General features: G+C 46.7%; 27 protein-coding genes and 1 other annotated feature. Of the genes, 26 read left to right on the forward strand and 1 reads right to left on the reverse strand.

Going from position 1 to position 25,949, the window contains the following annotated elements; all coding sequences use genetic code 11:
• The first annotated feature begins 54 nt into the window (after window positions 1-54).
• The 14 genes from BBH88_RS07500 (at window position 55) to BBH88_RS07565 (ending at window position 14,832) form a co-directional block, all read left to right on the forward strand.
• Complete coding sequence (locus tag BBH88_RS07500; RefSeq protein WP_065537038.1) at window positions 55-1,242, forward strand: bifunctional folylpolyglutamate synthase/dihydrofolate synthase; 1,188 nt, start codon at window positions 55-57, stop codon at window positions 1,240-1,242.
• A gap of 50 nt (window positions 1,243-1,292) precedes the next feature.
• Window positions 1,293-2,996, forward strand: coding sequence for a sensor domain-containing diguanylate cyclase (locus BBH88_RS07505; RefSeq protein WP_169823200.1), 1,704 nt, complete (start codon window positions 1,293-1,295; stop codon window positions 2,994-2,996).
• A gap of 213 nt (window positions 2,997-3,209) precedes the next feature.
• A complete protein-coding gene (locus tag BBH88_RS07510; protein ID WP_065537037.1) occupies window positions 3,210-3,737 on the forward strand; it encodes a type IV pilus modification PilV family protein in 528 nt (175 codons plus the stop codon).
• Window position 3,738: 1 nt separating this feature from the next.
• Entirely contained in the window at window positions 3,739-4,515 is a 777-nt protein-coding gene (locus BBH88_RS07515) for a prepilin-type N-terminal cleavage/methylation domain-containing protein (protein WP_071349150.1), read from the forward strand.
• Window positions 4,427-5,761 (forward strand): hypothetical protein, encoded by a 1,335-nt coding sequence (locus BBH88_RS07520; RefSeq protein ID WP_071349151.1) that lies wholly within the window; start codon window positions 4,427-4,429, stop codon window positions 5,759-5,761. Before BBH88_RS07515 ends, BBH88_RS07520 begins: the two co-directional genes overlap by 89 nt.
• Before the next feature lie 31 nt (window positions 5,762-5,792).
• Entirely contained in the window at window positions 5,793-6,200 is a 408-nt protein-coding gene (locus tag BBH88_RS07525; protein ID WP_065537035.1) for a hypothetical protein, read from the forward strand.
• Window positions 6,193-7,788: a VanW family protein gene (locus BBH88_RS07530; protein ID WP_065537034.1), complete on the forward strand. Its 1,596-nt coding sequence runs from the start codon at window positions 6,193-6,195 to the stop codon at window positions 7,786-7,788. Before BBH88_RS07525 ends, BBH88_RS07530 begins: the two co-directional genes overlap by 8 nt.
• A gap of 22 nt (window positions 7,789-7,810) precedes the next feature.
• The gene (locus BBH88_RS07535) at window positions 7,811-9,469 is read left to right on the forward strand and encodes a GspE/PulE family protein (RefSeq protein ID WP_197684184.1); all 1,659 of its coding nucleotides are present in this window, start codon (window positions 7,811-7,813) and stop codon (window positions 9,467-9,469) included.
• A 3-nt stretch (window positions 9,470-9,472) separates the two neighbouring features.
• The gene (locus BBH88_RS07540) at window positions 9,473-10,516 is read left to right on the forward strand and encodes a type IV pilus twitching motility protein PilT (protein WP_065537033.1); all 1,044 of its coding nucleotides are present in this window, start codon (window positions 9,473-9,475) and stop codon (window positions 10,514-10,516) included.
• 1 nt (window position 10,517) lies between these two features.
• Window positions 10,518-11,729, forward strand: a complete 1,212-nt coding sequence (locus tag BBH88_RS07545; protein ID WP_065537032.1) for a type II secretion system F family protein — start codon at window positions 10,518-10,520, stop codon at window positions 11,727-11,729.
• A 132-nt stretch (window positions 11,730-11,861) separates the two neighbouring features.
• Complete coding sequence (locus tag BBH88_RS07550; protein ID WP_065537031.1) at window positions 11,862-12,323, forward strand: prepilin-type N-terminal cleavage/methylation domain-containing protein; 462 nt, start codon at window positions 11,862-11,864, stop codon at window positions 12,321-12,323.
• Window positions 12,324-12,358: 35 nt separating this feature from the next.
• Window positions 12,359-13,297 carry a type IV pilus biogenesis protein PilM gene (pilM, locus tag BBH88_RS07555; protein WP_065537030.1) on the forward strand — a complete coding sequence of 313 codons (939 nt, stop codon included), beginning with the start codon at window positions 12,359-12,361 and terminating at the stop codon, window positions 13,295-13,297.
• Between the two features lie 6 nt (window positions 13,298-13,303).
• The gene (locus tag BBH88_RS07560) at window positions 13,304-14,080 is read left to right on the forward strand and encodes a PilN domain-containing protein (protein ID WP_065537029.1); all 777 of its coding nucleotides are present in this window, start codon (window positions 13,304-13,306) and stop codon (window positions 14,078-14,080) included.
• Window positions 14,077-14,832 carry a pilus assembly protein PilO gene (locus BBH88_RS07565; RefSeq protein WP_065537028.1) on the forward strand — a complete coding sequence of 252 codons (756 nt, stop codon included), beginning with the start codon at window positions 14,077-14,079 and terminating at the stop codon, window positions 14,830-14,832. Before BBH88_RS07560 ends, BBH88_RS07565 begins: the two co-directional genes overlap by 4 nt.
• A 546-nt stretch (window positions 14,833-15,378) precedes the next feature.
• Here BBH88_RS07565 and BBH88_RS07570 read toward each other — a convergent pair.
• Window positions 15,379-16,695: an IS1380 family transposase gene (locus BBH88_RS07570; protein ID WP_065536202.1), complete on the reverse strand. Its 1,317-nt coding sequence runs from the start codon at window positions 16,693-16,695 to the stop codon at window positions 15,379-15,381.
• A gap of 320 nt (window positions 16,696-17,015) precedes the next feature.
• On the opposite strand from BBH88_RS07570, the gene BBH88_RS07575 reads away from it, so the two are divergent.
• The 12 genes from BBH88_RS07575 (at window position 17,016) to rpmA (ending at window position 25,945) form a co-directional block, all read left to right on the forward strand.
• Window positions 17,016-17,771, forward strand: a complete 756-nt coding sequence (locus BBH88_RS07575; RefSeq protein WP_065537027.1) for a prepilin peptidase — start codon at window positions 17,016-17,018, stop codon at window positions 17,769-17,771.
• A gap of 581 nt (window positions 17,772-18,352) precedes the next feature.
• Window positions 18,353-18,961, forward strand: a complete 609-nt coding sequence (locus tag BBH88_RS07585) for a Maf family protein (RefSeq protein WP_006828774.1) — start codon at window positions 18,353-18,355, stop codon at window positions 18,959-18,961.
• Complete coding sequence (gene radC, locus BBH88_RS07590) at window positions 18,955-19,647, forward strand: RadC family protein (protein ID WP_065537025.1); 693 nt, start codon at window positions 18,955-18,957, stop codon at window positions 19,645-19,647. Before BBH88_RS07585 ends, radC begins: the two co-directional genes overlap by 7 nt.
• Before the next feature lie 93 nt (window positions 19,648-19,740).
• Window positions 19,741-20,769, forward strand: a complete 1,029-nt coding sequence (locus tag BBH88_RS07595; protein ID WP_065537024.1) for a rod shape-determining protein — start codon at window positions 19,741-19,743, stop codon at window positions 20,767-20,769.
• A 13-nt stretch (window positions 20,770-20,782) separates the two neighbouring features.
• Entirely contained in the window at window positions 20,783-21,667 is an 885-nt protein-coding gene (gene mreC / locus BBH88_RS07600; RefSeq protein WP_006828771.1) for a rod shape-determining protein MreC, read from the forward strand.
• Window positions 21,664-22,194, forward strand: coding sequence for a rod shape-determining protein MreD (mreD, locus tag BBH88_RS07605; RefSeq protein WP_006828770.1), 531 nt, complete (start codon window positions 21,664-21,666; stop codon window positions 22,192-22,194). The genes mreC and mreD overlap by 4 nt, the downstream gene beginning before the upstream one ends.
• Window positions 22,194-22,883, forward strand: coding sequence for a septum site-determining protein MinC (minC, locus tag BBH88_RS07610; RefSeq protein WP_065537023.1), 690 nt, complete (start codon window positions 22,194-22,196; stop codon window positions 22,881-22,883). Before mreD ends, minC begins: the two co-directional genes overlap by 1 nt.
• A gap of 1 nt (window position 22,884) precedes the next feature.
• Window positions 22,885-23,685 carry a septum site-determining protein MinD gene (gene minD / locus BBH88_RS07615; protein WP_006828768.1) on the forward strand — a complete coding sequence of 267 codons (801 nt, stop codon included), beginning with the start codon at window positions 22,885-22,887 and terminating at the stop codon, window positions 23,683-23,685.
• A gap of 60 nt (window positions 23,686-23,745) precedes the next feature.
• Window positions 23,746-24,684, forward strand: coding sequence for a nuclease-related domain-containing protein (locus BBH88_RS07620; protein WP_006828767.1), 939 nt, complete (start codon window positions 23,746-23,748; stop codon window positions 24,682-24,684).
• A 220-nt stretch (window positions 24,685-24,904) separates the two neighbouring features.
• Window positions 24,905-24,986: a sequence feature (ribosomal protein L21 leader region), on the forward strand.
• Window positions 24,987-25,000: 14 nt separating this feature from the next.
• On the forward strand, window positions 25,001-25,309 hold the full coding sequence (gene rplU, locus BBH88_RS07625; protein WP_006828766.1) for a 50S ribosomal protein L21: 309 nt from the start codon (window positions 25,001-25,003) through the stop codon (window positions 25,307-25,309).
• A gap of 2 nt (window positions 25,310-25,311) precedes the next feature.
• Window positions 25,312-25,641 carry a ribosomal-processing cysteine protease Prp gene (locus BBH88_RS07630; protein ID WP_006828765.1) on the forward strand — a complete coding sequence of 110 codons (330 nt, stop codon included), beginning with the start codon at window positions 25,312-25,314 and terminating at the stop codon, window positions 25,639-25,641.
• A gap of 13 nt (window positions 25,642-25,654) precedes the next feature.
• The gene (rpmA, locus tag BBH88_RS07635) at window positions 25,655-25,945 is read left to right on the forward strand and encodes a 50S ribosomal protein L27 (protein WP_006828764.1); all 291 of its coding nucleotides are present in this window, start codon (window positions 25,655-25,657) and stop codon (window positions 25,943-25,945) included.
• Window positions 25,946-25,949 lie beyond the last annotated feature (4 nt).

Here is a 25,949-nt window from a genome sequence, read left to right on the forward strand (position 1 = left end):
CTATAATCATACTCAGAAAAGTGTATCACGTTTACTGCGGAAAAGAGGCTTCATATGATAATCGGACTTGAACAATATAAAACGAAATGGAATATACATACAGATTCAGCTATCCATCCTGGCCTAGGAGCCATCAAAGCGGCACTAGAAGAGCTTGGAAACCCGCACCACGTCGGTAAGTTTATTCATCTGGCAGGAACCAATGGCAAAGGCTCTACGGCTGCTTTTTTATCAGCCATCCTTCAGGCGCATGAGCACAGTGTCGGCAATTTCTACTCACCTTGCATAGAGGATCTCCATGACCAAATCCAGATCGATGGAAAACCAATTAGTCCGGATGAGCTCGCGTCGGCCATGCAACAATTGAGCTTAGTGAAAACGCCATTAACCGATTTCGAACTATTAACTGCAGCTGCATTTGTCATTTTTCAAAAACGAGCACCCGATTTTGCCATTATTGAAGCGGGAATGGGTGGAGCGCTTGATAGCACCAATGTCATCGATCCCAAAATTGCCATCATCCCTTCCATCTCCATTGATCATACCCATTTCCTCGGAGATACAATAGACAAAATCACGCACCATAAAGCGGGAATCATTAAGAAATGGAAGCCGGTCATCGTTGGGGAACTTCCGCAAGAGGCAATGGACATTGTCCAGGAAACGGCAGACCGGCTTCACGCTGAAGTGATCCAGCTAAACTATCTTACAGATGCACCTTTGAAATTAAAGGGAGCCCATCAGCAAAAGAATGCCAGCTTGGCGCTTGAAGCTGCCAAAGAACTACTCGGACTGGAGTTTAACGAAGAAAAAGCCCGGCATGGACTGTCAGCCGCTACACTAGCATACCGTTTTGAAAGAGTCTTGCCGGGTGTCATCTTTGACGGTGCCCATAACAAAGCAAGCGTTGATGCACTAGTTGCAACCATAAAGGCAACATTTCCAGGACGCCCAATCCATATTGTCATGGGAATCTTTAGAGATAAGGACTATGCGTACATCCTGCGTCAACTGGAAACAGTTAGTGATCATTTCACGTTTATCGACTTTGACAATGAACGCGCATTGCCAGCTCGAAAATTATTTGACGAAAGCAGGAGCGAAAGAAAGACAATTACAAATTTGTGTGATATATTACCTGTATATGGTGGGAAAGAAGAGACTATAGTCATGGGTTCGCTTTATCTATTGGCAGTCCTGCGAAACTCTGGACGTTCTTTTTTTCAACATTATCAATCCTAAATAGTGATGTCCTTGCAATGGAATTAGTTTGTTTAGAAAGGGAAGATGTTATGGGCGAAAAATTTACACGCAAAACGATTCTTTGGAGCTTGTGGATCTTGATTGTTCCAGCAGGCTTAGCAGTTGTCTATCATTTCTTCCCACCATCTGTAGCAGATCCCTGGAATTTATTGGCGTATGTCTTATTTTTTGTTTTAATGAGCTTCATGCCGATGAATATCAATGGTGCTTCGACGTTTTTGGTACAATGGGTGACGGTGGCACTGTTCTTGAAGTATGGCATTTTCATCGAAATCTTGGTTTCTCAATTGAGTATGCTAATTGTGCTTTACCGAAGCCGCACGAATGAAGCACAGTCACTTCGTATTCCTTTTAATTCACTCATGTTTTTCTCGGTATCATTAGTTGCAGGACTTGCCTATATGGCAGCTGGGGGGAAGATTGGCTCTTTGGAACTGTTCGATGTGATCGTCTTCGGCTTAATTTTCCAAGTAGTATTGGTCTTCAGTAACCAGATTATTTATCAATTGTATGATTATACGACAGGCAATCGCAGCAAGTTCTTTTCGATCGATGCTATTTGGGATTTTGCTTTAATGCTGGTAATTTTTCCTTATGCTATTGCACTATATATGTTCGAAGCCTATATTGGCATCGCAGCGCTAGTTTTGTTAGGAGTTCCATTTTTAACAATGACCGCTGTCATGAAGATGTATAACAACTCGGAGCAAATCAATATCGATTTGAAAAAAGCGGGAGTGATTGGTCACCAGCTTGCCAGCCGTCTTGAAGTTGAAGAAGTGCTCGATCAATTTGTCGTTCAAGTTGCAAAAATGTTCAAAGTCGAGTATGCCTATGTCATCGATTACCGTGACGAACTGCAGCAATTCTTGCGTATCTATGAAAACGATCAATTAGAGTCTCATAAAATTTCACCAGTTTCTTATACAAAGGGAGTTGCAGGAAAAGTGATTGTGACAGGTGAGTCTTTTATTTACAATGAAAAAACAGATTGGGAAGATTTAGTAACAGGAAATTTGCCAGCAGACACACAAAGCCTTATGGTCACGCCAATTGCTCGTAATAATAAAACAGAAGGAGTGCTGGTATTAGCGTCGAAAAAGAAATACGCCTTCGCTAAGCATCAACTGCAAATCTTAGAAATACTCAGTACTTATTTTGCGGTATCAATAGAAAAAGCCGGCTATATGCAAAAAATTATTGCCAAAAGCGAGCGCTGCGGGTTAACCAAATTGTATAATTACCGCTACTTGGATGAAAGCTTGGAAAGTTGCATTAAAGAAATGAACGAAGGCAGATTAGATCAATTGTCGTTGGTCATTATGGACATTGATCATTTTAAAAGCATCAATGACCGCTACGGACACCAAAGTGGCAATGACATTCTCATTCAGCTGGCTGATATACTCCAGGAAGAAATCGGCGACGAAGGAACAATCGCCCGCTATGGCGGTGAAGAATTCGTTATACTGTTGCCGGATTACAGCAAGGAACTGGCCATGTTACTGGCTGAAAATCTGCGCAAGCGCATCGAAAAACATGAATTCCTGATTGAAAGCGATCTTGCTGCTGAGCGGCAACAGCAGACTGTTCACATCACCATGAGCATCGGCGTATCAACCGCGCCTGACGACAGTGATGAAGGCATGGCGTTAATCCGCAATGCGGACCGGGCATTGTTTATTGGTGCGAAGCAAGCTGGGCGGAATAAGGTTGCGGCTTATTCAAAATAAGACTACAGAAGGGTTAACCCCCGTCTGTAGTCTTTTTTCCTATGGTTGATAAAATACCTGTGGATTTTTCTGAAAATAATACAAATTCATCAAAAAAAGACTGTGCAGAAAGATATTATAAGTGCAATAATGTACTTATATAAGAATTGATTAAAAAGAGATGTAAATAAGTAATAAATAGGAATATAAATATTGTTTTAGAGGTGGGATAATGTGAAGAAGTATAGGCAAAAAAATGACGAGGGTCTGACCTTAGTCGAAGTTTTGGCTGCAATTGTAATTCTTGGCATTTTTTTTGTGGGAATCATGACAATCTTCCCCCAAATGACAGTATTTAATGCCAAGACAGAAACGAAGTTGGACACCATGAACCTAGCCAGGCAGGAAATGGTCAATATTTCAGGCCAGACAGGATGGATCGGGAAGCGCAGTATAATCGATCCTTCCATCTATGAAGATTTTAAAACAGTACTGGCATTCAAGATGCCGGCATCGGGCTATGCTGAGACTGCACCAACGGCTGATTATATCAGGTACGAAAAAGTGGACGGCTACCGCTACGAAGCAGATGTTTACTTGGAATGCCAGCCATTTCTGAAAGAAGAGGAAACCAGTTTGAAATGCAATGATCCGAGCTTGGCTCAGCTGCATAAGATCCATTTGAAGGTTTACGACGGGAACCGCGTGAGCAGTCAGACTTTTTCATATATCAAGTTCCTTGTCGAAAAGAGAGTTGATTAGTATGGAAATCGGCGAAAAAGGAATCACCATGATTGAACTTCTTGCAGCACTGGTTTTGGTGGCAGTCATCGCTGCTGCTGCCTGGACAGCCATGTCGATCGGCTTTAAGCATAGCGTGGTGGAAAGCTCGAAAACTCATATTCAACAGAATGCCAATCTCATTACCGCGAAGTTATCAACTGCCCATAGACAAAGCGATAGTTATTCGGTCAAGTTTGAAAACGAACAGCTTATGCTGAAAACATGCTTTGTTGAGACAGGCTGCGGCTCTTACGAAAGAGTCAGTGACCAAAACTACGATTATAGTGGCACGTCCATCAACGGAACGATGTATACCGGTGCTGTTTTTGCCGAACTGACCATCCTTCCGAAAGAGCAGCATAATCCGATCAATTTAAAAATGACACTGGGCAAAACATCCATCTCCATAGATACCGTCCTGACCCGAATCATTACCGGCATATACAAGAGGGGGCATGAAAATGAAGTATCTCAAAAGTCAGCAAGGTTATGCGTTGGTCATTGTACTTCTGATCGTAGTTTTATTTTTAAGCATGTCAGCAACCTTTATTGCCGGCTCGATGAACCATGCGAAACAGGAACAAACCATCGATGTCACCAACCATGCTGTAGCAGCCGCGGAAATGGGGACGCTCTACTTTACGTCGGATTTCGAGCGGGAGCTGAAAATGCTGAAGCAGGAGATGAGCGATCAGACGCAGTTAAAACTGAACGCGCTGATAGACTGCATCAAATATCCATTGGGGACAGCTTGTGACACCGAGGCTGAACGGCTGCAGTGGGAAGAAAAAATCGACGCTGACATGAAAGCTTTATATATTGAGCGCATCATGGCCAAAGTCCAGGAGCTTAATGATCAGATAGGAGTCAAAACAGTTCCTTTTTCTGCAGAACAAATCGATTATTCGGTTCTTGATATGAACGCAACCCAGTTGAATAAAGACCAAAAAGATACAACATTGCCATCTGTATCGGATAAAAGAGTGACATCCATTGAAATCGAGATGGAGGTCCAGGGTACTTCAGAAGAAATGTTAAAACAATTGGTCGCCACCTTTTTCGTGAGCATACCCCATAGTTTCTTAAATACGGACGAATCAATCAAAGTGGACACGATTCTCATCACCCAAGACGAAGATGTGACCTATGAAAAAATATTCACTTTGGTTCCGCCAACCCGATCCTGCACAGATTTATTGAAAAGCGTCGTTGATCAAACGGCTATAGCCCCTTATGAATGTGCGGCCGCAGCAGGAGAGGATTTAAAGGATTTTATTCAACTGATAAAAAGTAAAAGCCTCGATCCGGCTGATTTCCGCGTTTACACCAATGACTTTAAAGATTATGTCTGCGATAAAAACTGCAACAATCTCAACTTTGAAGGCATCAACCTGGTGGTCCAGCAAAATGATGCTGCCGCATCCAACAATATGAACAACCTCATCAACGCTAATCTCATCATTAATGGTAAATTGGATGCCGGCAACAACCTGATCAACTTGGGGAAAAATGGGGTCAAACAAACGATCATCGTCAAAGAACTGACAGTAAACGTCAATATTAAAAACATGTATTATACCAATTTTCTTATTCTTGGCTATAACACGCCAATGGAAAATCCGAAAATCGCCAATATCGACTGGAAAAACCACATCGAGATCTCCAATTATTCCAGACTTTGCTTGGATATCGATCGGATTGACAGCACAGATCTAAAGCGCTTGTCCCAGGAAATCGAGTTTTCAGAAAGCGGGGCATTGTCTTATTTTTCAACTGATTCAAATAAGGTCTTTGAACTAAAGACTTCCACGAATGCGGATCGGACCGTTAAAATCAACGGAGTCACACATAAAATGACCGATCTTTACGTTCAACGGGAAGACACTTACTCGACATTCCTGGAAAACTGCGGAGTTGTGCTGAAAAACACCAGCACGTTGCCCTTGGACGTTTCGGTGCCGAATCCGATTGACACAGAAATCGATTTAGAGATTGAATACTAAATGATGGCTGATACAAAACAGGAGGATTTACATGATACGCATACTAATTTTCATTATTCTTGCGGCAGTGGTTTTGCCGCTTACGTATTTTCTTTTCAAACCGGTGCCGCTCGCTAAACGGATGGCCATTGCCGGCGGTGGACTAGCCGCCGCGGCGACCGCCCTTGTGATGCAAGGGAGCTACGCATGGTATTTAGTGGCTTTAGCTTTACTCGGTGTGTCATTTCTGGCAGCAGTTATCTACATGAAGCTGGTTGAAAAAGAACAAAACGAAAAGCAGCGCCTGGTGGAAGAACGCCGCGAGCTCAAGCAGCAAAAAACAAAAACCTATTTGGCAACAAAAGAAGAAACGCCTGTAGCTGCAGAAGCAACTGATAAGCCAAAACCGTTCGGCATGCAGTCGATTGATGCTGAGAAAGAGGAGATTACCCGTGGATAACAAATTATTTGGAATGACCTTTGCGGCCGTATTCGGCATAGCGGTTTTTGTATTCGGAGCGGCCAATGCGGGCGCTTATGCAGTTGACAATTGGCTGTTTCCGACAGAGGAATTCGGCGATAACACCTATATCGGCACGACTGATGTCTCCAATATGGAAGTGGAATCGGCGAAAATGATGTTTGCCGGTCAGTCGGAGACGTGGCGTGCAGATGCTGAACTCGATGTTACCTATCAGGATGCAACAGAAAGCTATCCACTGGAAAACGCCAAAATCCTATTGGATGAAACTGTCAGAAATGCCGAGAACGGTTCGCAGAACAGCTTTGTCTTTCAGCTGTCTGCCGACACGACGCGATCGTTTTTAGCCGAAAATTTCCCGGTTGCCGCATTTGCTGAAGCGGATGTCGAAGCCATCAATACAAAGCTCGAAACAGCGCTTCAGGAAGGGCAGACAAAAACGCAAGTCGCAATCAGCGACGACAGCTTGAGCTTAACCCGCGAAAAAGTGGCGGATGTGGTCTTCCCGACCAGTTTTTCAAGCTTGGACAGTTCGACGGTCATTGATGCCTTGAACGGCATTCAATTGGCACCTGGAGCCCAGTTTTCATTTCTTGAATTTATTACGGAGCTTCCGCTGACCGATATCAGCGACGGCGAGCTGACACAAATTGCTTCAGCCATTTACGGCGCATTGCTGCAGACCAATTTCCTGGTGGATGAGCGTAGCATCGGTTCACAGGTACCGGCTTTGATTCCGCTGGGGCAGGAAGCGGCGATCAACCGCCAGCTCGGGATCGACCTTGTTTTCACGAATCCAAATGACAGTTCATTTACTTTAAATCTGACAAACGGCAGCGATTACCTGAACGCATCTATAAGCGGCTACCCATTCCTGTATGCCTATGCGACTGGCATTACAGAAGAAACGGATATCCAACCACGTTTGATCAAACAATACAGTGCGTTTGTGACCAGTGGCAATCAAGTCGATGAAAAAGGATTGTCCGGAAAAAGCCTCACTGTCATCCAGACGATTTTAGATCGCGATGAGGCAGTGGAAGTCAAAACGGTATCGAACGATTTCTATCCACCCGTCCACCGCGTTGAAGTGTATCCACTGACGCAGCCAGCGGCAACAGAAGCCGCAGTACCGATTGCCGGTGAACCTGGATTTGTCGATGCCAATGGCGACGGCATCCATGACGGGACAACTACGACGCCAATAGCTGGCCAACCGGGCTTTGTTGATACGAACGGCGACGGTATCCACGACGGTCCAACCACAATGCCGACATCCGGCCAACCCGGATTTGTCGATGCCAATGGCGATGGTGTCCATGACGGTGCACCGGTAACGCCGACAGTCCCGACAATCGGGCAGCCAGGATTTGTTGACGCTAATGGAGATGGTATCCATGACGGCATGCCGGCGACTACTGTCCCGACAGTTGGCCAACCTGGCTTTATCGATAAGGATGGAGACGGTGTGCACGATGTACCGGCAACAACAGCTCCAACAGAAGGTAAAGAGCATATAGATAAAAAACCCGTTTACGATAAAGGCGGAAAACGGATCACCGAGTAAGTGTAAGAGAGGAGAGGTTGAATTGGCGATTGTCAGAAGAAGGTTAGGCGATATATTGGTCGAACAGGGATTATTGACACAAGCGGAATTGCAGGAAACGCTAAAAGGCAAAGAGACCGATCAAAAGCTGGGCGACGCTTTGCTTCAGCGCGGCATCATCACCGAGCAACAATTGATCGAGACGCTGGAAGTCCAGCTCGGCATCCCTCATGTTTCGCTGTTCCGTTATCCGTTCGATCCGATGCTGTTCAATGTGGTGCCCAAGGAATTTGCCAAGCGCAAACTAGTGGTGCCACTCAAGACAGAAGGCGACCGGCTGTTTATTGCCATGAACGACCCGACGGATTTCATCACCATTGATGACCTTCGGCTGACGACCGGTTTCCAGATCGAGCCGACCATCGCTTCCAAAGAAGATATCGTCAAAACCATTGCGAAATACTACGACGAAGAATCCTATGACGAGCTGTTGGAGGAATTGCCGCAGGCTACGGAAGAACAGCAAAATGAATTGAACGATCTGGACGCGCCGATTGTCCGTCTCGTCAATCAAATCCTGTCAAACGCCGTTTCGCAAAAAGCCAGCGATGTCCATTTTGACCCACAGGAAAATCGCATCCTTGTGCGTTACCGGATTGACGGAACGCTGCGTACCGAGCGGGTCTTGCCGAAGACCATGCAGCAGATGATTACGGCGCGCATCAAGATTCTGGCAAATTTGGACATTACCGAAAACCGCATTCCGCAAGATGGTCGGATTAAGACCACAGTCGACTTCCGTGCGATCGATTTGCGCGTCTCGTCTTTACCGACGGTTTTCGGTGAAAAAATCGTTATGCGGATTTTAGACTTGAGCCAAAACTTGACCGATATTTCAAAACTCGGTTTTAATGACATCAACATGGAGCGATTTTTGCACGAAATTGACAAACCGAATGGCATCATTCTTATATCCGGTCCGACCGGTTCCGGTAAATCATCGACGCTGTATGCGGCGCTGAACAAACTTAACTCGGAAGAAGTCAATATCATCACCGTTGAAGACCCCGTCGAGTACCAACTAGAAGGCATCAATCAAATCCAGGTAAATGCCAATGTTGGACTGACGTTTGCAGCTGGACTCCGGTCGATTTTGCGCCAGGATCCGGACATCGTCATGGTCGGGGAAATCCGGGACAAAGAAACGGCTGATATTTCGATACGGGCTTCCTTGACTGGTCATTTGGTGTTAAGCACCATCCACACCAATGATTCAATCGCCTCGATCACCCGCCTGATGGATATGGGCATCGAGCCTTTCCTGGTGACGGCTTCACTGAACGCCGTTGTGGCACAGCGTTTAATACGCCGCGTCTGCCGGGACTGCCGTGAAATTCAACCAGCCACTGTGCGCGAAAAAGCGATTTTTGCCAAACGCGGCATTTCGATCGGCACCATCGCGCGCGGCAAAGGCTGTCCGCAATGCAATATGAGCGGCTATAAAGGGCGTATGGCGATCCATGAAGTGCTGGTCGTCGACGATGCCATTAAAGACATCATCAACCGTGGCGGCACCGCAGCGGAAATCCGTGAAATCGCCGTCCGGAATAAAACCATCTTCCTCATCGACGACGGTTTAATAAAAGTAAAGGAGGGCATGACAACGACGGAAGAAGTACTTCGCGTTGCCATGACAGATTAGCCTATGCCTACTACAACTTTCATCGATCATGTATTGACCGAAGCCAAAGAACGCAATGTCTCCGATATCCACATGACCACCGGTATCCCGCCAATTTTCCGGATGAATGGCACCTTGATCCAGTTCGGCGACAAAAAACTGATGCCAGAAGACACCATGGCCATCGCCAAAGCGTTGATGCCGGAATCGCTATGGGACACGTTCCTTGAAAAAGGCGAGATGGATTATTCCTACTCAATCGCAGGCGTGGCGCGTTACCGGGTCAACTCATTCCACCAGCGCGGCTCGATTTCGCACGCCTTCCGGACGATCCCTTCCAAAATCCCGTCAATCGACGACCTGCAGATGCCAGATACTTTGAAAAAGCTGGCCGATACCCATCAAGGGCTGATCCTCGTGACCGGTCCAACCGGCTCTGGTAAGTCGACAACACTTGCCGCCATGATCCGCTATATGAATGAACACATGACCAAACACATTATCACACTCGAAGATCCGATCGAGTATATGCATAAGCATGGCACCTCGGTCATCGACCAGCGCGAAGTCGGCTTTGATACCAATTCGTTCGCCAACGGCCTGCGCGCCGCACTCAGGCAAGATCCCGATGTCATTCTGGTCGGAGAGATGCGGGATCTGGAAACGATCACCACCGCTATCACTGCCGCTGAAACCGGTCACTTGGTTATGGGCACCTTGCATACTTCGAGTGCCGCATCGACCATCGAGCGGATCATCGACGTGTTCCCGCACGAACAGCACGCCCAGATCCGGACACAGCTTGGCGGTATTATCAAAGCGGTCATTTCCCAGCGCTTGCTACCTACCGCTGACGGCAAGGGGCGTGTGGCCGCAACCGAGATCATGATCTCCAATCCGGCCATCGCCAACTTGATCCGTTCCGAAAAAGTCCACCAAATCCCAAACGTTATTTTGACCAACCGGGCGTCAGGCATGCATATGATGGAAACCTCTGTACAAGAACTGCTGAAAAAAGGCAAGATCACGCGTGAAATCGCGCAGCCTTACTTGAAAGGAGCGGAATAACGTGGCCCGCTACAAATACGAAGGCCGCGACCGCAAAAAGATTCGAAACGGCATTGCTGTCGCCAATAGCCGGCAGGAAGCGGTGAAGAAGCTGCGCGATCAAGGCATCCGCGTCATCGACATCCGCGAAATACCGACCACCGCGCTGCAACAGGACATTTCCTTCGGCAATCCGGTCAAACGTGATCAGTTTATCATGTTCCTGCGCCAGTTCTCGACGTTGATGAGAGCAGGGGTGACCATTGTCGATTCGATCCACATCTTGTCTCAGCAAGTGGAATCCAAAGCGCTGCGAAAAACTTTGTCGGAAATCGCCGAAGAACTGCGAAAAGGAAATTCCTTGTCCGATTCGCTGGCAAAATACCCGAAAATTTTTGAGCCTTTGACCATCAATCTGGTAAAAGCGGGGGAGATGTCCGGGAACATCGACGACTCGCTGGAAAGCTTGGCGACGCATTACGATAAAGCCTACCAGACGAAACAAAAAGTGGTATCGGCCATGTCCTATCCGGTTGTCGTCGGTATTTTGGCAATCGGCGTTGTCATTTTCCTGTTGTCATCGATTGTGCCGATGTTTGCCGATATGTTCGAAGGCTTTGGCGGCGAACTGCCGATGATCACGCAGATCGTCATGGCCGCAAGTGACTTTGTTATGGGCTATTGGTATTTGCTGCTGCTCGGAGGATTTGCGATTGCCGCCGTCATCTGGCTGATGCGCAAAGATCCAAGAGGCAATATGATCCTGGACACCATGCTGCTGAAGATTCCGATCTTCGGCAAGATCCTGCAGAAATCGGCACTCGCCCGGTTGACCCGAACTTTGAGTTCCTTGTTCTCCAGTTCCGTGCCGATCCTGCAATGTTTGACGATGACCGAGAAAGTCGTCGGCAACGCCGTCATGTCAAAAGTCATCCTGGCGTCACGCGATTCACTCGAACGCGGCGGCTCGTTGACGGAACCAATGCGCAAGCACTGGGCCTTCCCGCCGCTCATTCCACACATGATCGCCATTGGAGAACAAACCGGTTCACTCGATCATATGCTCAGCAAAGTAGCGGAATTTTACGAAAAGGAAGTCGAAGCCGAGACCGACCGGTTGAAAGCGTTGATTGAGCCATTGATGATCGTCTTTCTTGCTGCATTAGTTGGGACTATAGTTCTGTCTATTATGATGCCGATGTTTGAAATGTTCCAAAATGTAGATAATTTGTAGGTGGTTCAGCAATTTTTATTTAAAATATTTTGTAAAAAAACAAGAAAAGGCTATTGCTAAAACTGGTCCTATTGTTATAATTGAGCTGTACTCAAAGTAGTATTTAAAAGTAAAAAAATAGGGGGAAAAGAAATGAAAAAATATTTACAGAAGAAGTTGAATAACGAAAAAGGTATGACGTTGATCGAGCTTTTGGCAGTTATCGTAATTATCGCGATTATTGCTGCGATTGCCATTCCAGCAATTGGGAATATTATTGAGAACAGTCGTTATAGTGCTGTTAAGTCGGATGCTTTGAATGCTTTAAGTGCTGCAAATATTTATTTTGCAGAAAATCCTGATAAAATTGAGGTCAGTATTGAAGATTTAACTGCTGGATACTTAGACAATGCAGGAACATTAGAAGATGCTGGAGGAAATAAAGTAACCAAAGCTAGTGGAGAGGCTGTTGCACTGACGCACGCTGCTATCACGTATTCAGGTTCTAAAACTATTGCTTTTTCAAATGCAACTGTAGAAACTATTAATGCAGATGATCAAAAAGGTAGTGGGGATGCTGCTGCTAAAACAATTCCTGAAACCCCAGGTGGTTAATTCAAAAGCTTAAAATATTATTAGGAGCTGAAAAAATGGCCTTATCGTTTTTATCGAGAAAAGCACACGTCGTTACTATTACAATAGAAGAAGACGCGATTCGTCATGTTGATTTGAAATCTTCTTGGCCGCTTGAGTTAAGCTGTGCGGAAGAAATTCTTTTGCCGGCAGGCATCATCGAAGAAGGCAAAATCGTCAATGCAGAAGCGCTGGTCTCGGTACTCGATAAGGCTGTCAATCAGTGGGGTCTCTCTAAGAAGTCAGTCCGCTTCCTCGCCCCTGACGAATTCGTTATTATCCGCAAAGTACCATACCCCGAAGATGTCGAAACCGATGAACTGAAAGGTCATTTCTTTATTGAAATTGGTTCGACGCTTTACTTGCCTTTTGAAGATCCCGTCTTTGATGTGGTGCCGTATCATCCGGAAGAAGAACAGCCAGAAGCGATCATCATTGCTTCCAAAGAATCAGTCATGCAGTCTTATGAAGATGTGTTTGATCAAGTGAAATTAAAAGCGGTTGTGGCGGACATTACACCGCTCGCTCTATACCGCTTAGCCCATTTGCAGCACGATTTCCAAGAAGATGAGCACATTATGCTTCTCGATTTGCAGTCGGAAAAAATGACCGTTTCCATTTTTCATGAACATTTTCCGATGTTCATGCGACCGGTCGATTTGGAAGTAGAAGATCCGTTCTCGACAGATCGTTCCGCCGTCATGGAGACGATTGAAGTCGAAGCCGAAAAACTGGCGAACTTCTACCGCTACAATATGAACAGCGGGGAACTCGGCATCACGAAAATTATCTGCAATGGGGAGTTTTACGATTGGCAGACCTTCCAGCAAAGCCTGGAAACACGCTTCCAAATTCCGGTCCTGCCGCTCGTCATCGATGTTATTCCGTGCGGTGACAGAAAAGATGTTTCAAGACGCTTTAACCGGGCCATCGGTCTCGCGCTGAAAGAGGTGTAAAGTTTTATGTTGGTTGATATTAACCTATTGCCGCAAAAAGAACGGGACCGTCCCGCTTTTCTGATTGCGGCGATTTCGATTTTATTGGCAGCCGTCATTGTCTGGGCGGTTTTGGCGTTTCTAGCTGGATCGCATGAAAGTGAACAACAGGTTCTGGCAGCGCAATCCGTGCAAGTTGCCACTGAACAAGCTAGTATCCGCGCACAATTGGAAGCTGCGCAAGGCATGAACGAAGAGCAGCAGTTAAAAGCCACTGTCGACTGGGCAGAGGGTTATCAATTTGATACCGTTCCGTTGTTGGAAGGATTGGTGTCCATGTTGCCGGCGCGCGGCTTTTTTGACAGCTTTTCTTATACCGGCCTGGACCAGGCAATTTTGTCGGTCCAATTCGATACGGCACGTGAAGCGGCTTATTATTTGGCACAGTTGAAAGCATCAGAACTGATTGAGTCGGCGACGCTCGACAGTGTGGCACAAAATGAAATGGAGACTGTAGAAACAGAAGAAGGCGTGGTTATCGAACAAGAAACGGTTATTCAAGAGACACCACGCTATATCGCAACTTATACGTTAGTCTTTATCGACGAACGCATTCCGACAGACGATACCGCCGTTCCCGTAGAAGGCGAAGCTGTCGTCGAGGAACCCGCAGAAGAAGTTGTGGAAGAACCTGCGGAAGACGTAGAAGTGGATGTGGAAGTCAATACAGAAACCAGAGCGCCTGCCGACACAGTCGAACCGGCTGAAACCGCTCCAGCAGAAACAGGGGGCGATGGCCAATGAGCAGCTTATCGAAAAGCCAAAAAGAAAAAGGCCTGATCTTCTTATCCGTCATCTTCCTGTTGGCGCTCGCTGCGTATTCCTATTTCTCCCTGTATGCACCAGCAAAAGAATCGCGGCTACAGGCAGAACAAACTTTGAGCTCTGAACGCGATGTATTGGTTGCGCTGCAGGCGCAGCTGAAGGAATTGCCAGAAGGCGAAAAGATCAGCACCAGTGATTTGCAGCAGAAAGTTTCTGTTGAATCCTTGACCGAGCAGATCGTTCTGCAGATCGAACAGGCAGAATTGATTTCGGATACACTGGTCGACAATATTGGCATTACCGAAGGCCTGGTTGAAATGCCGGTGCCGGTTGAAGGACTTGAGAACCTTCAGGAAGTGCTGACGACCGTCACCATCAAAGCTGACGACTACCAGGAAATCACCACTTTTATCACAGAAGTCGAAGCGATGGAACGCATCATGATCGTCGAAGCCGTCGATTTCGGTTCCAACGAAGAAATCACTTCAGCTGACCAAGTGGGTGAACCCATCGATGTCAACCTGACCTTCTCGGCGTATTTCCGCCCGGACTTGATCGCACTGGCAGACACCTTGCCGAAAATCGACGCTCCTGCCCCGGCAGGCAAGATCAATCCTTTGCCGCAAAATGACGGAACGGACTTGGCTGAAGAGTTGGAAGTGGACCCAGATGTCGACATCGATGTAGAAGTCAATGTCGAAGAAAACGCCGCCGCTCTAGACGAGGAATAAGCAAAAGAGAGAAATCATTGTGATTTCTCTCTTTTTGGTAGAGCTGGGTTGAACGGCTCTTTTTTCACAAGTTGTAGACCGTTCTGCAAACAAATAGATCTATTCCGCAAACAAACGATGATATCCCGCAAACAAACTCAGGATTCCGCAAACAAGCTGGGTTATTCCGCAAATAAAACCAGTATTCCGCAAAACAACTACGCTTTCCTGCGGGAGTCTCCGTTGTTTTGCTCCATATCTCTTATGAAAAGTGTGGGATGTAGAACCGCTTCGACTCCAATGAGTTTTTGATTAGTCAATTCAAAGTGTTCGGTGCGTTGAGTGAAAAAATTCTAAATTGATAATCTTAAACCTGAATTATTCACGCTTGGTCGCTCATCCGGGAATTTAGCTGAAATTCACTGATTGTCGAAATTTTTTAAGGCATATTTCCTCTTTTTCATTTCATCTACGTGAAATTCTGCATCGACTCATTTAAAAAGAGCGTTTTTGGGCAGACGACTCCCTTGGCAGAGATCCAAATTTCAAAAAAGGAGTAATGAGAAGCTATTCGATTTTCAGCTGTTGAATCCGGGCGAGGATTTTCCAAAAGAAGTCTTGGTAGACAAAACTGGAAGACAATTTGAAGTAAAGAGACCGTCCTGACTTCACCAGCTTACTGGCCACTTTTACCAGTCGTGTCCGGATGGTCTGGATCTGCATCTTCTTTTGCCCTTCCGGAAACGTTAATGTGCGCAGCCAATTCACTAAATTATAAGCCAACAGGCTTAGCATCATTTTCGCTTCGTTCACTTGGTAGGAATGGCTGTTCATTCGATCAAATCCAAACCCATTTTTAGCTTCTTTGATGTAATTTTCCATGGTTCCTCTTTTTTGATAGGTGCGGACAATGGCTTCCGGGGAGAACACGTCCGTGAAATTCGTCACAAAAAATGTATGGGTAAAGAACAATTCACCCGCAGGCCGTGCGGACTGGATGACGACTTTCCGGGGCTTATCCCATTTTTTCGCCTGATAGGTTGTTTCTGAAACATGATATTCGGTCTTTGTGCTGTCAGATGGTGTCGAAGATGGATGGTATTCCTCCGCAAGACATTGCAGGATGGCATTGGATTTGAGCCGGATGACGTAATAGACCGATTCCTTTTCACATAGTTCATACAAAGCCGGAACGGCAAACCCACTGTCCCCGCGGATGAACGGCGTCGTCTCAGGAAACTGTTCATTATAATGTTCAATCAGCGGCCGGATGAAATCCACGACTCCGTTGGATGTGTAGACATTGCCGGGGCGCAGCTGGGCTTTCAAGAAATCACCGGTGATCCCGTCAAAAGCGACCAACGGATGGAAACCGACCGTCCCGTAATGGGCATTGTACGCCGCATCGCACTGGTTGCCGTAGGTATCGGCATGTGTCGAGTCCAGATCGAAGATGATCGCTTCAGCTTTCCGGTGCCGATGCACTTTATCGAGCAGTTCCTGGTTGGCTTGTTGTAATTGAATCATCGCTTCCGGATTAAAACGTGGCCAAAAACGAGATAGACTGGGTTGGGAAGCTAACGCTCCTTGTCCGAGAACTTGAGTGAAAATCGGATCGTCCGTCAGGTGGTCCGCAGCATCATCTTCCGCATAACCCGCTATTATCTGGTAGATTTTCTGGCCGAATAATTTTTCGTTCGAATGGATCCAATGAGAACGAGTATCTTTCAAATGAAGATGCTTCGCCACGGTTTGCGAAAAGCCAAGCTTTACGTCGAATTCCTTGAACAGGAACGCGCCGGTATCTGAGGAAAGTGAACCTCCATCATTTGATAATTTGATCTGACGATTGAAATCAAGGGATATTTGCGGTAATGTAGCCATAAGAAGAATCCTTTCTGTTGGTTATTTTGTGGTGATTTAACCTTAGCAGAAACGGATTCTTTTTTCATTTTTTTCATGCATAAGCAAAGGCCCCAAAAGCCGATGAACTCGGGTTTTGGGGCCTTTATCAATAAATCGGTGAATAATTCAGGTTAAAGAAAGAACGGAAGATGGCGACTCCTGCGGAAGAACGGAGTGATGAGACCCCGCAGGAGCTTGCGACGAGGAGGCTCAGCGCTTCGTCCGCGGAAAGCGTCCATCTGGAGTGATTTCTTGAATTTCATTAAACTTACAAAAAAACTATAGCAAAGAGGGTTTCTATGGTACTGACTTATTCTATTTTCTTCTCGTTGTTCGGACTCGTCTTCGGGTCGTTCTTTAATGTGGTCGGCTTGCGTGTGCCGAAAAAAGAATCGATCGCTTATCCGCCTTCACATTGCACAAACTGCGAACGACGTCTAACTGCAATTGACTTAGTACCGGTGTTTTCTTATTTATTTCTAAGAGGCCAATGCCGGACATGCGGCTCGAAGATTCATTGGGTCTATCCATTGATGGAGGCGATTACGGCGATTTTATTCGTCACGTCTTACTTGGTAGTCGGCTTTACGCCGGAACTCATCGTGGCGATCCTGTTTGTTTCGCTGCTTGTTATCATCACGGTGTCAGACATCGCCTATATGTTGATTCCTGATAAAGTGCTTTTGCCGTTTGCAGTGGTGCTACTCGGCTTGCGCATTGCGATTCCGCTTGAGCCGTGGTGGGATAGCTTGCTCGGCGCAGTCGTCGGCTTTTCCTTATTGTTCTTAATCGCTGTCGTTTCCAAAGGCGGCATGGGTGGTGGCGATATCAAGCTGTTCTTTGTCATTGGGCTGGTGCTCGGTACTGCAGGCACCTTGATGACTTTGTTTTTCGCGTCGTTTATCGGAGCGATTGTCGGCATTATTCAGCTGCGTGTCACGAAAAAAGGACGCAAAACGCCAATTCCGTTTGGTCCATCGATTGCGGCCGCGGCCGTCATCGTTTATTTCTGGGGCGATGGGCTGCTCGCATGGTATATGAATTTTCTGGGATGAAGCTAAGGCTTCATCCTTTTTTTGTTTTTTGCAAATCGCCGAGGCGCTTTGTATGTAAGTCATCGTTAATGGGCGTGTTGTAGTAAGTAGTTCTTCTTCTGAATGTCGCTTCGGCCTTTGGGCATAGCTTTCACAAAAAGCCAGGAAGAGCACCTGTCTTCTTGCTTTGCTTAGCCCGCGGACGCGGCGGCGCTCGGGCATTTCTTGCTATCGAATGTTACTATATGTTCTGTGTGTTTAAACAAAAGATATGGAGCAAAATGGCTGCGACTCTTTCGGCGGAGGGAGACCCCGCAGGGAGCATAGCGGCTGAGGAGCTTTTGGCAACTGGCAATCGCGACGTGCTGTTGCACCAGTTGAATGACCCACTTCCTAAAGACCCAAAAGCGTAGCCATTTTGCAGAATATCAACTCATTTATCGCAAATGACAATTATAAAAAGCTATACGCCGGGTTTAATATAAATCAACCCATCCAAATCTCATTTTTCAACCTCTCTAACTAAGCAAAATTCATTTCTTGCCATTTGTTTACGTGTTTTTGCAGTGGTATGATTCTTGAAAAAAGGAGAGATTCTATATATGAAATTCACATCCGATTTCCCCATTATTTTAGCTTCGCAATCGCCGCGCCGCCAGGAACTGCTTGGCATGCTCGGTATAGATTTTGACGTTATCCCGAGTACCAAAGACGAACCCGATCCTGCGGAGTTCCAAACAGCACTCGGTTATGTACTAGCATGCGCTGCGCAAAAAGCACAGGAAGTAGCAATAGGTCACGAAGAGGCAGTTGTTATTGGTTCTGACACAATCGTTGTACTGGACGACGAGATTTTATTAAAACCGAAAAATAAAGAACAAGCAAAAAGCTATTTGCAAAAATTATCGGGCCGCACGCATCAAGTGGTCACTGCGGTGACGGTTGTGCAGGATGACAGCGAGCTATCATTCTATGAAACGGTCAAAGTAACATTTTTTGATTTGCCAGAGTCGTGGATCGATGCTTATGTCGATACGGAAGATCCGTATGACAAAGCAGGAGCTTATGGCATTCAAACACTTTCTGGATTATTCGTTAAAGAAATACAAGGTGATTACAACGCAGTGGTCGGCTTGCCAGTTGCCGCATTGACGCAGAAACTCAACAATGCTGGATTTATTTCCTTGGAAGGGAGCGGTGTGCGATGCTGAAGGAAGCACCGTTAATGATCCGTGACGTCCATATCGCTGACCGTCCCCGTGAACGCTTAGTGAATCAGGGGGCAGCAGCTTTGTCCAATCAAGAGTTGATTGCGATTTTGCTGCGCACCGGAAGCAAACAGGAGTCGGTGCTGCATTTAGCCAACCGCGTACTGACTCATTTCGAGCAAATTCAGGAAATGAAAAACGCCACCATCGAAGAGATGGTGGCGATCAATGGCATCGGCCAGGCAAAAGCCGTTCAGCTGCTTGCGGCCGTTGAGCTGGGCCGCCGTTTGTCTTCGAAACAAACCGATACGAAATTCACCATCCGTTCTCCGAAAGATGCTGCTTCCTATTTAATGGCTGACATGACTTCACTTAAGCAAGAACATTTTGTTGTGCTATTTCTCAATATCAAAAACCAAGTGATGCATCGTCAAACTATTTTTGTCGGGAGCCTTAACGCCTCTATCGTTCATCCCCGTGAAATTTTTCGTGAAGCCGTGCGTCGTTCCTCTGCTTCGATCGTCTGTGCCCATAATCATCCTTCGGGCAATCCAGCGCCTTCGCCGGAAGACATCGAGGTGACAAAAAGGCTCGTCGAAGCCGGCAGTATCATCGGCATCGAACTGCTCGACCACGTCATCATTGGAGACCACCAATTCATTTCCCTGAAAGAAAAGGGGTTCATGTAGCACTGTTTATTTTTTTTCTTTTCGTCTATAATGAGTGGTATTGTGCCAACGCAATTGCCGAATACCGGCTTGTTACAGAAAGGAAGAAAACCTGTGTTTGGATTTGGTCTAAAAGATATTGGAATTGATTTAGGTACTGCAAATACATTGGTGTATATTAAAGGCAAGGGAATTGTTCTTCGCGAACCTTCCGTTGTCGTTAAAAATAAAAAGACCGGCGATATCGTAGCAGTCGGCAGCCAGGCCAAAAACATGATGGGGCGCACAGCGAACTCGATTATCGCTATTCGTCCGATGCGTGACGGCGTCATCGCCGATTACGATACGACTTTGACGATGATTAAGCATTATCTTGTCGAGGCGTCCAAAGCGGTCGGCAGTAAATGGAAAAGTGGAACGGTCATGATCTGTGTCCCATACGGCATCACTTCGGTCGAACGGCGTGCCGTTTTGAATGCTGCTCGGGGAGCCGGTGCGGGAGAAGCGTTCACGATCGAAGAGCCTTTCGCAGCAGCAATCGGAGCAGATTTGCCGGTATGGGAACCTATGGGCAGTATGGTCGTCGATATTGGAGGCGGAACGACTGAAGTAGCAGTCATTTCACTAGGCGGCATCGTTTCAAGCGAATCGATCCGTGTTGCCGGTGACTCATTGGATATGGAAATTACTCAGTATATCCGAAAAACCTATAATGTGTTGATTGGCGAACGGACAGCTGAAGCGCTGAAACTCGGCATCGGTTCTGCGCGCATCATGGAGCCGTCTGAACGGGGCATCACCATGGAAATCCGCGGACGCGACTTGTTGACGGGGTTCCCGAAAACACTGGAAATCACTTCCGAGGAAATTGCAGAAGCCTTTAGTGAATCGGTCGCCGCGATTGTAGCAGGCGTCAAAGCGACGCTCGAACAGACGCCGCCGGAGTTAAGCGCAGACGTTATGGAAAACGGAATCGTTCTGACTGGTGGAGGCGCTTTGCTGAAGAACCTCGACCGTGTCATTTCAGCTGAAACGTCTATGCCCGTGTTCATTGCTGACAATCCATTGGACTGTGTGGCACTCGGCACAGGCAAAGCGTTGGAGAATATGGACCAATTCCGCCGCCAATTATCAATCAAATAAGGAGGATGGCGATATGCCACAGCTTTTAACAAACAAGCGGCTGATTTTGCTGCTGTTGGGTGTCATCCTGCTCGTTGCACTGATTTCTTTTTCGCTCCGCGATCGCGACAATGTATCGCTTCCGGAACAAATCATAAAAGATGCTGTCGGAGCCGGGCAGTCGGTATTTTCACGTCCTGCTCATTTTGTCACTGGAATTTTCGATAATGTCGATTCATTGCTGAATACATTTGAAGAAAACCAACATCTGAAAACGCGCTTAGAAGAATTTGCAGGCGTGCAGGCTGAAGTCAAGGACTTGCGTTCTGAAAATGAGGAATTAAAAACAATCGTCGGAAAAGAAGAAGACCTGCGCGATTACAACCCGATCCAAGCGACCGTTATCGCACGGAATCCGGATCAATGGGAAGAAAAAATTATTTTGAACCGCGGTACCAACCAGGGTGTGGCAGCAAATATGGCCGTCATGACCGCCAGCGGCCTAATTGGCAAAGTAACACTGACAACGCCGACCACTTCAACTGTCGAATTGATTTCCACGCTGAACCCGAATTACCGCGTCTCAGCGATGGTCGTTGGCGGAGATAAAGACGTTTTTGGTCTAATCGAAGGCTATGATGCGGAGCGTCGCGAGCTTTTGCTCAAGCGGATTGACGCCGATATCGAGCTGAAGGAAGGCGACCAGGTCGTGTCAAGTGGACTCGGCGGCATTTTTCCAAAAGGCATTTTGATCGGCTCTATTACGGAAATCACCATTGATGAGTTTGGGTTAACCAAACTTGCCTATATCAAGCCAGCAGCCGACTTTTCCTTACTGGATCATGTCATCATCGCTGACCGTGTAATGCCAGAAGTGGACGGTGAAGACAATGGCATGACAGGAGACGATGAATCATGATCCGTTTCCTCATTCCGTTGATCTGCCTCGTCCTGTTTTTCATGGAACCGGTTTTCGGTCTTTTTTCACCGCTGAATATCGGTGGAGAATTGAATTACATCGTGCCGCGTTTCCTTATTATGTTCCTGATTTTTCTAACGCTTTACTATGATGTGAAACACGCCATGTTCTATGGATTATTTTTCGGACTCTTGTATGATGTCTTTTACATTGATATTATTGGATTATATTCTTTTTTGTACCCAGCCATTTGTCTGGCTGCAGCGTTTGTATTCAAACGGATTCCTCGGAATTTGTTGACAGCGACGCTGTTGACGCTCGCTTTATTGGTAATTTTTGAATTTCTGCTTTACCAGTTTTTCCTGCTGATTTCATTGACGGGAATGCCGCTTGGCACATTTTTATTGACCCGGCTTTGGCCGACGATGGTCGCCAATTCAATTTTTTTGGTGATGCTCGGATGGGTGTTCAAGTCGGTGATGGTTACGCAGCTGTCGGAACGTGACAATAAAATAGGGTTATATTAATGAAAGCGCAGGTGACACATTTTTTGAAGAATCTCGTTACGATTAAAGGGAAAAATAAAGGACTTGTGCTGTATCTCGATGACCAATGTGCTTACACGGATCTATTGGCCGAGTTGAAAGAAAAGGTGTCGGATCCTGCGCTTGACAGTGATACCGAAGTGACGGTACATCTGAATAAACGCTATTGCACCGACAGCCAGATTCAAGAACTGAGCGAAGTGGTCACAACCAATCCTCATTTGAATGTCATAGCGACCACCAGCGACATCCTGACAGTTGAAGAAAGCGATCAGATGATCCGCGAACGCCAGTCGGAAACTTACGTCGGCATTGTAAGGTCCGGACAGGTCATCAAAGCTGAAGGCGACCTGGTCGTCATCGGTGATGTCAACCCCAACGGTCGCGTAGAAGCAGGCGGCAGCGTTTACGTGCTGGGCCGGCTAAAAGGCGCGGCGCATGCCGGAACAAAAGGCAATCGCGACGCAGTCATCGCGGCATCGTGGCTAGAAGCGACGCAATTGAAGATCGACGACGAATTGGAAACGATGACGGACGAATTGTCCAGTTTATCAGAGCAACCGGAAATGGAATGTGCTTATTTACATACAAACGGCACGATTATCATCGACCGTTTGCAGGAATTGCGGTTTATCCGTCCGCAAATTTCAACGTTTAAAGGAGGAAGCTAGTGTGGGAGAAGCTATCGTAATTACATCAGGCAAGGGAGGCGTCGGTAAAACGACGACAACCGCCAACCTCGGCACTGCATTGGCTCTTCAAGGGAAAAAAGTATGCTTGATCGACACCGACATCGGATTGCGTAACCTCGACGTCATCTTGGGTCTGGAAAATCGCATCATCTATGATTTGATTGACGTGCTAGAAGGCCGCTGTAAAGTTCACCAGGCACTTGTTAAAGACAAGCGTTTTGAAGACATGCTGTATTTGTTGCCGGCTGCACAAACGGCCGACAAAAACGATGTCAATCCGGAACAGATGAAGGAATTGGTGACGGAACTGAAGAAAGACTATGATTTCGTCATCATCGATTGCCCGGCCGGAATCGAGCAGGGTTATAAAAATGCTGTAGCTGGCGCTGATCATGCGATTGTCGTAACGACGCCGGAAATTTCGGCTGTCCGTGACGCTGACCGCATCATCGGTTTGCTTGAGCTAGAAGAGAACATCGACGCACCGCGTCTAATTATCAACCGCATCCGCCCGCATTTGATGAAAGCGGGAGAAGCGCTGGATATCAATGAAATCACCACTCATTTATCGATCGACTTGTTGGGCATTATTGCAGACGATGAACGCGTCATCTCGAGCTCAAACAAAGGTGAACCGATCGTCATGGACCCATCCAATCCTGCTGCACTCGGCTACCGCAATATTGCGCGCCGCCTGCTAGGGGAATCAGTTCCATTGATGAGTATGGAAAAAGCACCACCAAGCCTGTTTACAAAAATCAAAGCCGTTTTCACGAAATAAAATCATTCTAGCCTCCGCTTCTAAAGCGGGGGCTTTTTTAAAACTTTGGGGAGGTGTAGAATGAACGATTTTTTATTGGCAGGGATGGTTGCAGCAGAACGGTTGCCTGTAGCGCATGAATCAAAGCAAGCTGTTTTGTCTGAGCTGAAAAATTCGTTAGCAGGTGAGAGCGGTGAGCAACGGACCGCTACTTTATTGAAAAGAGAACTGCATTTGTCAGGTCAAACCATTTTCTTAAGTGATGTTCATATACCTTATAAGGATGGCTCGGCACAAATCGATCTGTTAGTGGTTCATGCGGAATTTGTTTGTGTGTTGGAAGTGAAAAATATGGTCGGCGAGTTTTACTTTGATTCGGTGAATTTCCAGTTTCACCGAATCATCGAGGGCCGCAGGGAAGGGATGCGCAATCCGGAAGCGCAGCTCCACCGGGCAGTGCGTGCAGCCAGCGGATTTCTCGGCGTCCCGGTGCATGGTGTGATCGTCCTTGCAAGCCGGTCAGGGAAAGTGGTGGAAGCGCCCAAGCATTATCCTATCGTGTCGCTCGATTATCTGCCTTTTCATCTCGAACTTTTGGCGCAGGGCTCGAAGCTTTTCGATGCAGCGGCACTGACTCTTAAACTGCAGGGGTTGCCGACGCGCAATTCCAACCGTTCTTGGCTCGAGCGGCATCGCATCACCTTGGATTCATTGCGCCTCGGCGTGACTTGTCCGACCTGCCGCAATTGTTCGTTGGAATGGCAAGAGCGCAAATGGAGCTGTGCTGCTTGCGGATTTTATTCGCGGGATGCACACGAAGTGACGCTCCAGGAATATGCGCTACTGTTCGGAAATGAACTCGACACGGGGGTAGCTTACCGACTGCTCGGCGTGAAAAATAAATACATTCTCTACCGGCTGCTGGAAAAGACAGCTCTTCATAGCGAAGTGCGTGGCAAGCGGAAAATTGTCGAGAACCGGGAGCTGCTGCGGAACTATTTCGGGCAAGTATATCGTTGACCGCACCTCACGAGCCGGTAACCGCACTTCAAACACCAAAGACCGCACCTCGCACCCAGATAACCGCACCTCAAACACCAAAGACCGCACCTCACACCCAAACAACCGCACCTCAACAAACAATCAAACAAGCTCTCCGATCAATTTCTCGAAACGTGATATTCTCTATTGACGTGACTAGTTCTGCCGTGGTATTATTTTAATGTTATGTTTGTAGCGCACCGTGCTACAACCGCTCGAATCAGGTTGCTTTAAGAATTCGCTCCGGCGAGTCACCTGAATAGGCGAGTCTTAATCTAAGAGGAGGTGCAAGGATATGTACGCGATTATTGAAACTGGTGGAAAACAAATCAAAGTTGAAGCAGGCCAAGAAATCTATGTTGAGAAATTGACTGGAGAAGCTGGTGATGTTATTACATTTGATAAAGTTCTATTTGTAGGCGGAGATGATACTAAAGTGGGTGTTCCTTTTGTTAAAGGAGCTACTGTTACGGCTAAAGTTGTAAAAAGCGGCCGCGCTAAAAAGATCACAGTCTTCACATACAAAGCTAAAAAGAACTTCCATAAAAAACAAGGTCACCGTCAGCCATATACAAAATTGACTGTCGATGCAATTAACCTGTAAGAATGATACGAGTAACTGTAAAAGAAACGTCAAAACGCATTTCGTCTTTTGAAATGTCGGGCCATGCGGATTATGCTGAACATGGGCAAGACCTCGTATGTGCTGGAGCGTCCGCTGTCTCATTTGGAGCGGTGAACGCCATCATGGAGCTGACGGGAATCGAACCGGACATTCAGCAGGCAAACAGCGGCTTTTTAAAAGTCAGTTTTCCACAGAACCTGGATGATAAGACGGACGAGCAGGTTCAACTGCTGGTACGCGCAATGATTGTTTCATTAAAAACGATTGAACAAGACTATGAAGAATATATTAATATAACCTTCACAGCTTAGGAGGTGGGACAGAATGTTAAGATTAGATCTTCAGTTTTTTGCATCCAAAAAAGGTGTAGGTTCAACGAGAAACGGACGTGACTCAGAATCTAAACGCCTTGGCGCAAAACGTGCAGACGGCCAAGAAGTTACTGGTGGTTCGATTTTATACCGTCAACGCGGTACTAAAATTTATCCGGGTGAGAACGTTGGACGCGGCGGAGACGATACACTTTTCTCTAAAATCGACGGAGTTGTACGTTTCGAACGTTACGGACGCGATAAGAAAAAAGTTAGCGTATATCCAGTTGCACAAGAAGCTTAATACA

The sequence above is a fragment of the Planococcus antarcticus DSM 14505 genome, assembly GCF_001687565.2.
Taxonomy (GTDB): Bacteria; Bacillota; Bacilli; order Bacillales_A; family Planococcaceae; genus Planococcus; species Planococcus antarcticus.